The organism is Shigella sp. SIG6 (assembly GCF_053555815.1).
On the sequence record NZ_JBQZXC010000097.1, the window covers coordinates 1 to 14,039 of the forward strand.

The window sequence follows — 14,039 nt, forward strand, 5'->3', positions numbered from 1 at the left end:
GCAGGAGACCAAACCATCACAATTCAGTACGCGGGGTTTTACCCCCGCGTGGTGGCTACTTCTTCGATTCGTAAGCGAGAACTGCCTTAAACTCCATACCACGTTCTCTGATACTCAACTCACATAACGAGTCACCTACCATCAATGTGAATCCCAGTACTGTACAACACAGTACGATGATTGCCACAAGGGCATATTTTGTCAGCATGTCTTGCCTCCCTGCAAAGAAGAGACTAACATCCGAATTGCTACGTTCGAACGCGAGCCTCAGGTTGATAGAAATATCGCCTGGGGCTTTTGTCCATCTGGAACCTCGCGAATGCTTAACGCCAGACAGCCTCAAGCACCCAACGCCATTCTATACCTGTTAATTTTCCCTGCGATGTTCACCTTTAAATGCCGGAATGCTGCTCGCAAAATAAAAACGCCCCCATCATTTCTGACAGAGGCGTTTAATTTATCCGGCAATATTTACCCTTCGTGTAATCCACATTCCCTTTTTAAGCCAAAGAAACGCGTTTCTTCTTCCGCCATGCCGGGTTCCCATTTACGGGTTGTATGGGTATCGCCCACCGATAAATATCCTTCGTCCCATAATGGGTGATATTTCAGGCCATGTTTTTGCAGGTACTGATAAATAGTTCGGTTATCCCAGTCGATAATCGGCAGCACTTTAAATACGCCACGCTGAATTGCCAGCACCGGTAAATTGGCACGGCTGCCGGATTGTTCACGCCGCAGGCCAGCAAACCACGTTTGCGCATTCAGTTCTTTCAGCGCCCGGTTCATCGGTTCGACTTTGTTGATGTCATTGTACTTTTCAATGCCTTCAACGCCCTGTTCCCACAGTTTGCCGTAGCGTGCTTCCTGCCAGGCGGCGCTTTCGGTAGCGCGGTACACTTTCAGGTTGAGCTTGAGTTTGTCCGTTAACTCGTCAATAAAGCGGTAGGTTTCCGGGAACAGATAGCCGGTGTCGGTGAGGATCACCGGAATATCCGGGTGAATCTGATTCACCAGATGCAGGCTCACCGCCGCCTGAATGCCAAAGCTGGAAGAAAGTACATATTCACCGGGCAGATTATCCTGCGCCCAGGCAACGCGGCCTTCAGCGTCCAGTTTTTCCAGTTCGGCGTTAGTTTCTGCCAGCGCCAGAATGCGATCTACCTTCGGCAGTTCGTTCAGGGCGTTTAGATCGAGTTTGGACATAGATTCCTCACTGTTTGCCTTGCCTGATGCGACGCTCACGCGTCTTATCAGGCCTACAAGACCGGGCTGATGGTTAATCCCACAAATCGCGCGCCGGATCGAGCACCGGGCGAATGATGCCCGCACGCACCGTAAAGTCGCCGAAGCCTTCACCCGCTTCGCGCTCTTTCGCCCAGCGCCCTATCAGTTCATCAAGCGACGCCAGGATTTCCGGCTCGGTGATGTTTTCTTTATACATCCGTGGGATACGTGTCCCAATGCGGTTGCCGCCAAGATGCAGGTTGTAGCGACCCGGTGCTTTACCCACCAGGCCCACTTCCGCCAGCATCGCGCGACCACAACCGTTCGGGCAGCCTGTTACACGCATCACGATATGCTCATCGCTGACACCATGTTTCGCCATTAAATTATCGATGTTGTCGATAAAAGACGGCAGGAAACGCTCCGCTTCCGCCATCGCCAGCGGGCAAGTCGGGAATGACACGCAGGCCATCGAGTTTTCACGCTGCGGCGTGACGGCATTCATTAACCCGCTCTCTTTGGCAATTTTCTCGATCTTCGCTTTCTCGCTTTCCGGCACACCGGCGATGATCAGATTCTGGTTCGCCGTAATGCGGAAATCACCTTTGTGGAGCTTCGCGATCTCCAGCAGGCCAGTTTTCAGCGGACGCCCCGGATAATCAAGGATGCGACCATTTTCGATAAACAGCGTCAGGTGCCAGTTATCATCAATGCCCTTAACCCAGCCAATACGATCGCCGCGCCCTGTAAATTCATACGGGCGGATCGGTTCAAATTTGATCCCCGCGCGACGCTCCACTTCCGCTTTAAACGTCTCAACCCCCACGCGCTCCAGTGTGTATTTGGTTTTGGCATTTTTACGATCGGTTCGGTTACCCCAGTCACGCTGAGTTGTCACGACGGCTTCCGCCACCGCTAGCGTATGCTCTAGCGGCAGATAGCCAAACTCACTCGCCGTGCGGGCGTAGGTTTTCTTGTTACCGTGTTCGATAGAAAGCCCACCGCCCACCAGCAGGTTGAAGCCCACCAGCTTGCCGTTTTCCGCGATCGCCACGAAGTTCATGTCGTTGGCGTGCAGATCAATATCGTTCTGCGGCGGGATCACTACCGTGGTTTTGAACTTACGCGGCAGGTAGGTCTGACCAAGGATCGGTTCTTCATCGGTGGTGGCGACTTTTTCCTGATCGAGCCAGATCTCCGCATACGCGCGGGTACGCGGCAGCAGATGTTCAGAAATCTTCTTCGCCCACTCGTACGCTTCTGCGTGCAGCTGCGACTCGTAAGGGTTCGAGGTGCAGAGTACGTTACGGTTCATGTCGTTAGCAGTCGCCAGCGCATCAAGACCGACCGAGTGCAGCATCTGGTGCACCGGTTTGACGTTCTTTTTCAGAATGCCGTGGAACTGAAACGTCTGGCGGTTGGTCAGGCGAATGCTGCCATAGATGGTGTTTTCACCGGCAAATTTATCGATCGCCTGCCACTGTTTGGTGGTGATAACTCCACCCGGCAGACGGCAGCGCAACAGCATCGCGTGGCGCGGCTCCAGCTTCTGTTCAGCACGTTCGGCGCGGATGTCGCGGTCATCCTGCTGATACATGCCGTGGAAGCGGATCAGCAGGAAGTTATCGCCCTTAAAGCCGCCGGTCAGACCGTCGTTTAAATCTTCCGCAATGGTGCCGCGCAGGTAGTTGCTTTCAAGCTTCATGCGCTCGGCGTCTGTCAGTTTTCCTTCGACCACTAAAGGCCCTGGATGTTTTTCGCTCATTAGTAGACATCTCGCTGATAACGGCGCTCTACGCGCAGCTCACTTAAAAATTCATCCGCCGCTTCGGTGTCCATGCCACCAAATTCGGCAATCACTTCCAGAAGTGCCTGCTCAACGTCTTTCGCCATGCGATTAGCGTCGCCGCAGACATAAATGTGGGCACCGTCATTGATCCAGCGCCACAGCTCCGCGCCCTGTTCGCGCAGTTTATCTTGTACGTAAACTTTTTCTTTTTGGTCGCGCGACCAGGCGAGATCGATCCGCGTCAGCACACCCTCTTTGACGTAGCGCTGCCACTCCACCTGATACAGGAAGTCTTCCGTAAAATGCGGATTGCCAAAGAACAGCCAGTTTTTACCTGGCGCTTCGTCAGCGGCGCGTTGCTGCATAAAGGCGCGGAACGGCGCAATACCGGTGCCTGGGCCAATCATAATCACCGGGGTTTCCAGGTTAGCGGGCAGGCGGAAGTTATCGTTATGTTCGATAAATACGCGGACTTCGCCCTCTTCTTCCACGCGGTCAGCGAGGAAGCTGGAGGCACCACCGGCACGGGCGCGGCCTTCCACGTCGTAACGCACCACACCAACGGTGACGTGTACTTCGTTCTCGACTTCCGCCTGCGAGGAGGCAATGGAATAGAGACGCGGGGTCAGCGGGCGCAGCAGATTAATTAGCGCTTCGGCATCAAGCTGTGCCGGGGAGAAACGCACCATGTCAACAATCGGCGTCGTCGCGGCGTAATGCTGTAACTTCGCTTTATCGCCCACCAGCGGCAGCAGTGTTTCACTGCGGGTAAGCGTGGCGTAATTCTCAACAATGTTGGCGGTGTTGACGGTCAGTTCGAAGTGCCACTGTAGCGCTTCGTTCAGAGGCAACGTTTTGCCCTCGACAGTGACAGGTTCATCGCCTGTCAGCCACAGCAGTTCGACAAGTTCTTTCACCAGTGCCGGATCGTTCTGATACCAGACGCCCAGCGCGTCACCCGGCTGGTAACGCAGGCCCGAGTCGCCTAAGTCAATTTCGATATGGCGAACGTCTTTTTCAGAGTTACGCCCAGTAATTTTCTGGTTAACAGAGAGGCTAGCCACCAGCGGCGCGTCTTTGCTGTACGGGCTGGTGTGGATTTCATTTACCGCGCCAGTAGCGACGGATTGCGAAGGTGCCGCGACAGGCGCACGCGATTTAAGCGCATCAACCACGCGGGCGCGCCACTCGCTGGCAGCAGCCTGGTATTCAACATCAGCATCGACACGGTCGAGCAGGCGTTCACCACCCAGTTCCGCCAGCTTGCTGTCAAAATCTTTCCCGGACTGGCAGAAAAATTCATAAGAGCTATCGCCGAGGCTAAACACGGCAAACGCGGTGTTTTCCAGCTTTGGCGCTTTTTTGGAGAACAGGAACTTATGCAGCGCGACGGCTTCTTCCGGCGGTTCCCCTTCCCCTTGCGTTGACGTCACTACGATGAGCAGTTTTTCGCTGGCGATTTGTTTGAATTTATAGTCGCCCGCGTTCACCAGCTTAACGTTCAGTTTTGCTGCTAATAAATCATCGCGTAATGCTTCAGCAACCCGGCGCGCATTGCCGGTTTGCGAAGCAGAGATAATCGTTATACCCGGCATTTCTGCGGCGGGCGCTGGCGTCACTGCAAGCGCAACAGGCTGCTGGTTGAGCACGCCCCAGAAATAGCCAGAAACCCAGGCAAGCTGGGTAGGCGTTAAATCGGTCGTGGCCGCCTGAAGGCGTGCCAGTTGCTCCGGGTTCAACGGAAGCAACGCGGAAGGTGGGACCTGTGTCGTCATGCGTCGTTATGTTCCAGTAAGCAAAGCTGTTTCTGCGCCCTGTCAGCGCCCATAAAACAGAAGAGAAGGTAAGGTTAACGGGGTGAACGGTGTGGATTAAAGACGGGATAGCGATAACTAATAACCAAATCGACTAACCTGTTTTAGCAATAGTCTTTAACAACAAAATAGATTAACCAACCTAATGAAAAACAAATGAATTTAGCCAATCATTAAGATAAATCAGCGATTTTGCGCAACAAAGTCGTTTTAGATAATGCGAAAAAACAGCCTTTCCGGTACTCTACGGCGGTTTTATCGTCCTGTAGAGAAATTATGATGTCCACCACGTTATTTAAAGATTTCACCTTCGAAGCCGCTCACCGCTTACCACATGTCCCGGAAGGGCATAAATGTGGTCGCCTGCACGGGCATTCCTTTATGGTGCGACTGGAAATTACCGGGGAAGTCGATCCGCATACGGGCTGGATTATCGATTTCGCTGAACTGAAAGCGGCGTTTAAGCCAACTTATGAGCGCCTCGATCACCATTATCTCAATGATATTCCAGGTCTGGAAAACCCAACCAGCGAAGTTTTAGCAAAATGGATTTGGGATCAGGTTAAACCCGTTGTGCCGCTGTTAAGTGCGGTGATGGTAAAAGAAACCTGCACCGCAGGGTGTATCTATCGCGGCGAATGATAAGAGTGTGTCGGCGGTCAATTTCCCTTTAGTAACGCTATGTTAGGGTGTTGTGTTCTGGATATCTGGGGCATGACATGGAAGACGACTGCGACATTATTATTATTGGTGCCGGTATTGCAGGCACCGCTTGCGCGTTACGCTGCGCGCGAGCGGATTTATCCGTTTTGTTACTCGAACGCGCTGAAATCCCCGGCAGCAAAAATCTTTCCGGCGGGCGGTTATATACCCATGCACTCGCGGAACTCCTCCCGCAATTTCATCTGACCGCGCCTCTTGAACGACGCATCACTCACGAAAGCCTTTCCCTGTTAACGCCGGATGGCGCAACGACGTTTTCCAGCTTACAGCCCGGCGGTGAATCCTGGAGTGTATTACGTGCACGGTTCGATCCGTGGCTGGTTGCCGAAGCCGAAAAAGAAGGTGTCGAATGCATCCCCGGAGCGACGGTGGATGCACTGTATGAAGAAAACGGCAGAGTCTGTGGCGTTATTTGTGGTGACGATATTCTCCGCGCCCGTTATGTGGTGCTGGCAGAAGGTGCCAACAGCGTCCTGGCTGAACGTCACGGGTTAGTGACTCGTCCTGCTGGCGAAGCGATGGCGTTGGGGATCAAAGAAGTGCTGTCGCTGGAAACATCCGCTATTGAAGAACGTTTTCATCTGGAGAATAACGAAGGCGCAGCGTTGCTGTTCAGCGGCGGAATCTGTGATGACTTACCCGGCGGCGCATTTCTTTATACTAATCAACAAACGCTCTCGTTAGGGATTGTTTGCCCGCTCTCTTCCCTTACGCAAAGTCGTGTTCCGGCAAGCGAGCTGCTGACTCGCTTTAAAGCGCATCCGGCAGTGCGCCCGCTTATCAAAAACACGGAATCACTGGAGTATGGTGCGCATCTGGTGCCAGAAGGTGGCTTGCACAGTATGCCGGTGCAATACGCCGGTAACGGCTGGCTGCTGGTGGGCGATGCGTTGCGCAGTTGCGTCAATACCGGAATTTCCGTGCGCGGCATGGATATGGCGCTGACTGGCGCACAGGCGGCGGCACAAACGCTAATAAGCGCCTGCCAGCACCGCGAGCCGCAAAATCTGTTTGCGCTTTATCATCACAACGTAGAGCGCAGCCTGCTATGGGATGTTCTACAACGTTATCAGCATTTTGCAACGCCCTGGCTGGTATCGGGCGTGGCCTGCGTTAATGCAGGATATTTCCCGCGATTTATGGGATCAGGGTGATAAACCTGTTCCACCGCTGCGCCAGTTATTCTGGCGTCATTTACGTCGTCATGGCCTGTGGCATCTGGCGGGCGATGTTATCAGGAGTCTGCGATGTCTGTAGCCCGTAATCTCTGGCGCGTTGCTGATGCGCCGCACATTGTTCCGGCTGACTCCGTTGAGCGTCAGATGGTACAACGGTTGATTAACGCCTGTCCGGTAGATCTTTTTTCTCTCACACAGGAAGGTGACTTACGTATTGACTATCGCGGCTGCCTGGAGTGTGGCACCTGCCGTTTGCTGTGTGACGAATCCACACTACAACAGTGGCGCTATCCGCCTTCCGGATTCGGCATCACCTACCGCTTTGGATAAATAATAAGGATAATTTATGCCCCTCTTACACCTGCTCCGCCAGAATCCGGTGGTTGCTGCCGTTAAAGATAATGCCAGCCTGCAACTGGCCATCGATTCTGAATGCCAGTTTATTTCCGTGTTGTACGGCAATATCTGCACCATCAGTAATATCGTTAAAAAGATTAAGAACGCCGGGAAATATGCTTTTATTCATGTTGATTTGCTGGAAGGCGCGTCAAATAAAGAAGTGGTGATTCAGTTTTTGAAACTGGTGACCGAGGCGGATGGAATTATCAGCACCAAAGCATCGATGCTAAAAGCGGCAAGAGCGGAAGTTTTTTTCTGTATTCATCGCCTGTTTATTGTTGATTCGATTTCGTTTCACAACATTGATAAGCAAGTTGCGCAATCGAATCCGGATTGTATTGAGATCCTGCCAGGCTGCATGCCCAAAGTGCTGGGCTGGGTGACGGAAAAAATCCGCCAACCGCTGATTGCTGGCGGGCTGGTATGCGATGAAGAAGATGCGCGTAATGCGATTAACGCGGGTGTCGTGGCGCTTTCCACCACGAATACCGGAGTCTGGACGTTAGCGAAAAAATTGCTTTGACGGGATAATCGTAACCAATTGAATTTGTTTTGATTTGTTGGCCGCACGCCACATCCGACATTCAGCGCCTGATGCGACGCTTAACGCGTCTTATCAGGCCTACAGGTCCCCAGTCCAGAACCGTAGGCTGGATCATCCGGCAGCACGTTATTGGCATTCTGCGTGAATGTTTGTCACCAGTGCCTCCAGCACCACTTTCCAGTCATCAACCACGCCAATATCTGCCTGTGAAAATACCGCTGCGCTGGCGTCATGATTAATCGCCACCACAAACTTGCTATTGCGTACGCCCGCCATTAACGCTGCTGCGCCGGAAGCGCCAACAACAATGCACACCTCAGGTGCCAGCAGATGTCCGGAAATACCAATCACTTTTTCAGCATCAACGCCACCGTTCATCACTCGCGCCCGACTGTAGCCCACTTCGGCTCCCAGCTTTTCTGCCAGCATAACGATTTCCTGGTTATCTGCCTCTCCGCCCTGCCCCACCACCAGCACCCGTCTGGCCTCAGCTAATGGGTCGCGGCTAACATTTTTCAGATCCTCTGTGCTAACCAGCCAGTCGGGAAGCGCACCTGGGACAATGTTCAGTTGCTGCATTCCAGAGGGCAACGTGGCGTTTTTCGCTGCTCCCGCCTGACGCGCTAGGGAAAGGCATAACGGGCGTTTTTCTGTTTGCAGCGTCGCCGTTAACGCATTTCCCCAGTGGGATTTGCGCATGCTTACGGTTGGAATATCTAACGAAGTCACCTGACAGATGCTTGCACCATGTAAACGCCAGGCCAGCCGGGTCGACAGTTCATCGCCAAACGTTCCCGGCGGAAAGAGAACAACGTCCGCAGGCGTTCGCTGCCACTGTTCCACCATCGCATCCAGCACCTGTTCCGCCACTACGGGCTGAGGTTCTATTTGCCAGTGCGCCAGCGTACAACCGCTGAAATCCTGCGCCGCCAGCCAGCTCGCTATTGCGGCATTCTCCTGATTTATTGTCACAATTGCGATATTCATGGCTGCATCCTTTGGCGTAAATAGTCCTGCCATAGCTTTTGAGCTTTTTCTGCTACCGTTTGCCCATCAATCAGCGTCGCTCCGCGTCGTTGCTCTGCTCTTGCCAGTTGCAGACACTGCATCGCTGGCATTTCGGCAGCAACAGTTTTACGGATAATTTCTGCTTTCCCCGCAGCCATTCGCTGGCGCATTCCCGGTACTGGCAAGGCCACTTCACCGCACTGACGCACGGCAATCACCGCAGGCAAGCGAACCCGGCAACAGCGCAACCCATGTTCAGTACGCTGTTCGAGGGTGATAAACAGCGCGTCGAGAGTGAAACGCTCCACCTGGGTGAAGCAGGGCCAGCCCAGCATTTCCGCCAGCAAAAATGGCGTTTGCCCATTCTGCCCTTCGCTGCTTTGGCAGCCGGTAATTATCAGATCCAGCGGATTCTGACGCTGCCATTCGGCAATATGGCGAGCGACAAATTCCGGCGCAAAGCGCAGATCTGCCGCCGTCTCCAGCAATACAGCTTCCTCAAACCCAAGAGCCATGAGATAGCGCAGCCAGTGCAACGCCCGTTCATCCCCCATGCTCAACGCGGTTAAAAACATCGGCGTACCGTTTTTTCTCTGCGCTAACAGCAGCGCGGCAGCGGCCTGTTCATCAGCACCGAGTAAACTTCGCAGTAGCGAAACATCCGGTCCGCTATTACCCTGAGCCGCCGCCTGCCACTCTTTTTCCGCCAGCATTCCGGCATCCGGTTCGGCTTTAAACGCTAACAGAATGTTCATTCGCACCTCCTACATTTCCCGCCGCCACCAGCGGGAGGGCTTTAGTTTCTGGTGCCCATAGCCAGGTCACAACAAAACCAACCAACAACACTGTCGCCAGGAGCAATAAGGTGACTTGCATTCCCCACTGCGCCAGCACCCACGGCAGCAGGCCAGTACTTACCGCCGCGCCAAGTCGACTCATGGCGGTGGCAAAACCGACGCCCAGCGAGCGAATGTCAGTAGGAAAACTTTCCGCAGGCAAAATGCCCACCAGATTACTGACTGCCGAAATGGTGGTGCTGAAGAGAACAAAAAGCAGCAGCGTTAATGAACTGCCGGAAGGCAAACAGGCCATTACTACCAGCGTTGCCGCCAGCAGCAAAAAACTTCCCAGCAAAAATTTGCGATGTGCCAGCAGGTGCGTCAGAACTAATCCCAGCAGCGCGCCCACAATTAACAACGCATTAAGCATCAGGCTGGCAGTCAGCGCATCTTCCAGACCAATAGTCTGGGCGATAGTTGGCAGCCAGGTATAAATCACAAACCATGGGATTACGAGGCAGACAAAGAAGACGCTGTTAAACGCCGTGCGCCGCCAGTAACGCGAAGAGAACAAGGTTTTGATGTGTTTATGGGTCGCCGTTACCACTTCATCGCCCAGTAAAACATGGGGACCAAAATAGCGATGCACGATAGCGTGAGCTTCTGCAAAACGCCCCTGGCACAGTAGCCAACGTGGCGATTCTGGCGTTCCCCAGCGTAATAACGTAATCAACAACGCGGGCAGAGCTGCCGATGCCAGCAACCAGCGCCAGGCCTCTGGGTTTTCGGAAATAAAGTGATGTCCGGCAATACTTGCCAACACATAGCCTACGGTCCACACCACGCTGAATGCGCCCAGCAAAATACCGCGATGGCGGCGCGGGGAAAATTCAGCCAGCAAGGTGTGACCTACTGAGTAATCGCCTCCCAGACCAATGCCGATCAAAATGCGCAGCCCAATAAGATGCTCTGGCGTGGTGGCAAAAAATTGCAAGAACGAAGCGAGCGTAATCAGCAAAAAGCTGAAGGTGAAGATTTTTTGCCGACCAATATGGTCGGAGATCCACCCAAGAACCAGGCTGCCAAGAAACAAACCAAGGAGCGCCGAGCCGCCGATCATTCCCGCCATAAACGGCGTCAGTTGCATGGCGGGCGTAAGTTGAATAATGGCGTAACCAATGACGCCGAGAACATAACCGTCGGTCAGGTGTGCGCCGAAAGTGAGCGCAGCAATTCGACAGTGAAAACGGTTAAGCGGTAAATCATCCATTCGCACCGGTGAAGTGTTCATCTTTACCCCTTCATTGTCCGGTAATAAGAACGGCTTCTCGCCTGAGAAGCCGAAAAGGCAACGCCCCGTCATCGCGGAACGCTGCCTGATACATTATTTTTCAATCGGATAGATAGTACCCGTATTCATAATGCCGTTAGGATCGAACTGCTTTTTCAGCCCTTCCAGCAACGCCCACGCGCTGCCGTGTTCCAGCTTGCTCCTGTGAACGCGATGTTTACCAATGCCGTGGTGGTGCACCATCGAACCGCCGAGGCGAATGGTTTCTTCGCAGATGATTTTGTTGAGCGGATTGTGGTACTTGTCGATTTCCTCTTCCGGCTTACAGTCAACAACGTTGTAGTCATAGACGAAGTACATGTTGGTGCCGTTCTGATAGCTATGAGAGGAGTGACCGCCCAGCATGGTGATGTCGTCGGCGTGCGGGAACTCAGTACGAATACGGTTAATAACGCTTTCGTAGATTTCGTGGATGCAGCTCCAGCAGCCGGACACTTCGGTGGTAAAGCCCATGTTGCCGGTTTTGAGGATCTGCACACGTTCGGCAGCCACTTTATCCGGTCCCCAGTTCAGGTTGTTAAACCAGGTTTCAATCAGTTTGCTGTCCACGCGCTGGCACTGCGGGTAGCGGGCAACGATTTCCGCAATCCCTTCGCCCGTCGCCTTCGCAATGCGAGGGTTACCTTCAGCCATAAAGATCAGCACACATTTTCCGTCGGCAAAATGGGTGAAGTGTTGGGTGCCATCTTCAGCGTCATACAAACGAGCGATCGACGGACGATACCCTTCCACCATGATTTCACGCAGGATGTTGAAGCCGGTTTTCATGTCTTCCAGGATATAGCCGTAGAAGAGGTTGTTTTCCGGGGTGTATTTAAAGATTTTCACTGTTACTTCAGTGATATAGCACAATGCACCTTCGTTGCCGATGATGATGTGACGAATGTCCGGGCCAGCCGCGCGGCGTGGCACGTTTTTAATGCGTGTGACGGTGCCATCTGCCAACACTGCCTCCAGACCAACGACCATATCTTCGATTGCGCCGTAGAGTGTGGAGAACTGCCCGATACTGCGGGTTGCTACCAGGCCGCCCATCTGCGCCAGCGGCTTTGACTGCGGAGAATGCCCCGTGGTGTAACCTTTTTCACGCAACGCGTTTTCCAGCACTTCCAGCGGAACACCACATTGCGCCGTCGCCTGCATATTCTCAATATCAATATTAATGATTTGATTCATGGCGGAGCCGTCGAGCACCACCGAGTTTTCTACAACAGTTTCCAGCCCACCTTCGGTGGCGGAAGCACCGGTACGCGGCACACCGTTAATTTTGTGCGCATTCATAAAATTCAGCACACGGGATACTTGCTCTGTGGAACCGAGTTTTACGACCGCTGCCGGAATCGGCAAAGTATAAATGCCATGAATATCCGGAAATTTACGAAAACGGTCAATACTGTTTTTCTTTAATACTGTTTCATCGGTAATTACGCGATCTGCACCAACAATTTCCTTTAGCTGGTCGACAATCGCTGCGCGAGATAAAGACATAGTAATTCCTTCCTGATAATAAAAATGGAATAATCATTAATAAGAGAAAACAGAAACCACCGTTATGGATTAGCGCACTAAATAACCGCCATCGACCACTAATAAATGCCCGTTGACATAATTCGATGCCTGACTTGCGAGAAACACGGCTGCGCCCATTAAATCCTGAGTATCGCCCCAACGGTTTGCCGGAATATGATCAAGAACGCGCTGATTGGTTTCTGGATTACTGCGTGTCGCCAGCGTAATATCTGTTGCATAATAGCCAGGGGCGATACCATTTACCTGAATATTATATTGACCTAGTTCATCACAATAAGCTTTGGTGAACCCGGCAAGAGCATGTTTAGTGGCAGAATATGCAGGTGACCATTGTCCACCTAAGTAAGAGAACAATGAACAGATATTAATAATTTTGCCGCTTTTCTGCGGGATCATAATTTTTGCCGCTTCATAGCTTAACTCGAATGCGGCGGTCAGGTTCACATCAATCATCGGATCCCAGTCGGCACGACCGAAGTCCAGCACCTTATTCAGCTTACAAATACCGGCATTGTTAACCAGAATATCGACGGTACCGAAGCGCTCACAGCAGGCAGCGATAATCTTCTGCGGTGCGCCTTCTGCGGTGATATCCACCTGCATGAAGTCCACTTCAATACCCTGTTTTTCAATCATTTCCTTTGTTTCGCCGTTATCTTTGACGAAGCTAGGAATAAAAATATTTGCGCCAGCTTTGGCCAACGCCATTGCAAATGCCTGACCTAAACCGCTATTCCCGCCGGTAACAATTGCTGTTTTACCTTTCAGGGAGAAAAAATCCATTGAGAACGCATTGAGAGATTCGATTGACATAGTTAGCTCCAATTTCCGTAAGGCAAAAAAAAAAGAAAGGTAACTTCCCCCGCGAGAGGGAAGTTACCTTTCTCATTATCTCTGGTAACTGGAGATAATTTTTAGCATAACGGCATAACTGCTAATGTGATCGTAATCACAGTGTGATATTCGTATTGTCAAATAGTTTTAAAAAGCAGAAGCGTGATTACTCTCACACAACACCTCTGCTTTCCATGTTATTTCTTATTGCAATTACTAGAGACCTGAGAAAAGTAATCCACCTGAAAGGGCGGCTTACTTTTCTCTTTTTTTTTGTCTATTACAAATGGGAATACGATATGCAACACAACTCATATCGCCGTTGGATAACCCTCGCGATAATTAGTTTTAGCGGCGGCGTTAGTTTTGACCTGGCTTATTTACGTTATATTTATCAAATTCCCATGGCGAAATTTATGGGATTCAGCAATACCGAGATAGGTTTAATAATGAGTACCTTTGGTATTGCGGCTATTATTCTTTATGCCCCCAGCGGCGTTATTGCCGATAAATTTTCACACCGCAAAATGATTACTTCCGCGATGATCATTACCGGATTACTGGGTCTGTTAATGGCAACGTATCCACCGCTGTGGGTAATGCTCTGCATTCAGGTCGCCTTTGCGATAACGACGATTTTAATGCTGTGGTCGGTGTCGATTAAAGCCGCCTCGTTGCTTGGCGATCATAGCGAGCAAGGGAAAATTATGGGCTGGATGGAAGGGCTGCGCGGCGTCGGTGTAATGTCGCTGGCGGTGTTTACCATGTGGGTCTTTTCTCGCTTTGCACCGGATGACAGCGCCAGCCTGAAAACAGTCATTATCATCTACAGTGTGGTTTACATCTTGTTGGGGATTCTGTGC

Annotated in this window: 13 protein-coding genes and 1 pseudogene; 5 read left to right on the forward strand and 9 right to left on the reverse strand. The window is 52.0% G+C overall.

Annotated elements, in window-relative coordinates:
• Positions 1-55 precede the first annotated feature (55 nt).
• From ACUU1M_RS14785 to cysJ, 4 genes are all read right to left on the reverse strand, one after another.
• On the reverse strand, positions 56-208 hold the full coding sequence (locus ACUU1M_RS14785; protein WP_000956458.1) for a Hok/Gef family protein: 153 nt from the start codon (positions 206-208) through the stop codon (positions 56-58).
• A 263-nt stretch (positions 209-471) separates the two neighbouring features.
• Complete coding sequence (gene cysH / locus ACUU1M_RS14790) at positions 472-1,206, reverse strand: phosphoadenosine phosphosulfate reductase (RefSeq protein WP_000039857.1); 735 nt, start codon at positions 1,204-1,206, stop codon at positions 472-474.
• Between the two features lie 73 nt (positions 1,207-1,279).
• Positions 1,280-2,992 carry an assimilatory sulfite reductase (NADPH) hemoprotein subunit gene (gene cysI, locus ACUU1M_RS14795; RefSeq protein WP_001290717.1) on the reverse strand — a complete coding sequence of 571 codons (1,713 nt, stop codon included), beginning with the start codon at positions 2,990-2,992 and terminating at the stop codon, positions 1,280-1,282.
• Positions 2,992-4,791: an NADPH-dependent assimilatory sulfite reductase flavoprotein subunit gene (cysJ, locus tag ACUU1M_RS14800; protein ID WP_000211948.1), complete on the reverse strand. Its 1,800-nt coding sequence runs from the start codon at positions 4,789-4,791 to the stop codon at positions 2,992-2,994. The genes cysI and cysJ overlap by 1 nt, the downstream gene beginning before the upstream one ends.
• A gap of 318 nt (positions 4,792-5,109) precedes the next feature.
• Here cysJ and queD point away from each other — a divergent pair, with 318 nt between their 5' ends.
• The 4 genes and pseudogenes from queD to ACUU1M_RS14820 all read left to right on the forward strand — a co-directional run bounded on the left by queD (position 5,110) and on the right by ACUU1M_RS14820 (position 7,653).
• The gene (gene queD, locus ACUU1M_RS14805; protein ID WP_000108294.1) at positions 5,110-5,472 is read left to right on the forward strand and encodes a 6-carboxytetrahydropterin synthase QueD; all 363 of its coding nucleotides are present in this window, start codon (positions 5,110-5,112) and stop codon (positions 5,470-5,472) included.
• Positions 5,473-5,549: 77 nt separating this feature from the next.
• Positions 5,550-6,810, forward strand: a pseudogene (locus tag ACUU1M_RS14810) (FAD-dependent oxidoreductase).
• Positions 6,801-7,061: a ferredoxin family protein gene (locus tag ACUU1M_RS14815; RefSeq protein WP_000109521.1), complete on the forward strand. Its 261-nt coding sequence runs from the start codon at positions 6,801-6,803 to the stop codon at positions 7,059-7,061. Before ACUU1M_RS14810 ends, ACUU1M_RS14815 begins: the two are co-directional and overlap by 10 nt.
• Positions 7,062-7,077: 16 nt before the next feature.
• A complete protein-coding gene (locus ACUU1M_RS14820; RefSeq protein ID WP_001130284.1) occupies positions 7,078-7,653 on the forward strand; it encodes a glycerol-3-phosphate responsive antiterminator in 576 nt (191 codons plus the stop codon).
• A gap of 147 nt (positions 7,654-7,800) precedes the next feature.
• Here the strand turns inward: ACUU1M_RS14820 and ACUU1M_RS14825 are convergent, their stop codons facing one another.
• From ACUU1M_RS14825 to ACUU1M_RS14845, 5 genes are all read right to left on the reverse strand, one after another.
• The gene (locus ACUU1M_RS14825; protein ID WP_005076689.1) at positions 7,801-8,661 is read right to left on the reverse strand and encodes an electron transfer flavoprotein subunit alpha/FixB family protein; all 861 of its coding nucleotides are present in this window, start codon (positions 8,659-8,661) and stop codon (positions 7,801-7,803) included.
• A complete protein-coding gene (locus ACUU1M_RS14830) occupies positions 8,658-9,437 on the reverse strand; it encodes an electron transfer flavoprotein subunit beta/FixA family protein (RefSeq protein WP_152028918.1) in 780 nt (259 codons plus the stop codon). Before ACUU1M_RS14830 ends, ACUU1M_RS14825 begins: the two co-directional genes overlap by 4 nt.
• Positions 9,415-10,824: an MFS transporter gene (locus tag ACUU1M_RS14835; RefSeq protein ID WP_000147663.1), complete on the reverse strand. Its 1,410-nt coding sequence runs from the start codon at positions 10,822-10,824 to the stop codon at positions 9,415-9,417. Before ACUU1M_RS14835 ends, ACUU1M_RS14830 begins: the two co-directional genes overlap by 23 nt.
• A 21-nt stretch (positions 10,825-10,845) precedes the next feature.
• Positions 10,846-12,300 carry an FAD-binding oxidoreductase gene (locus ACUU1M_RS14840; RefSeq protein WP_000059318.1) on the reverse strand — a complete coding sequence of 485 codons (1,455 nt, stop codon included), beginning with the start codon at positions 12,298-12,300 and terminating at the stop codon, positions 10,846-10,848.
• Positions 12,301-12,369: 69 nt separating this feature from the next.
• A complete protein-coding gene (locus ACUU1M_RS14845) occupies positions 12,370-13,155 on the reverse strand; it encodes an SDR family oxidoreductase (protein ID WP_005076698.1) in 786 nt (261 codons plus the stop codon).
• 320 nt (positions 13,156-13,475) lie between these two features.
• Between ACUU1M_RS14845 and ACUU1M_RS14850 the strand changes: the two genes are divergently transcribed.
• Positions 13,476-14,039 (forward strand): MFS transporter (locus ACUU1M_RS14850; RefSeq protein ID WP_001164550.1); only part of this gene is annotated, 564 nt, incomplete at its 3' end.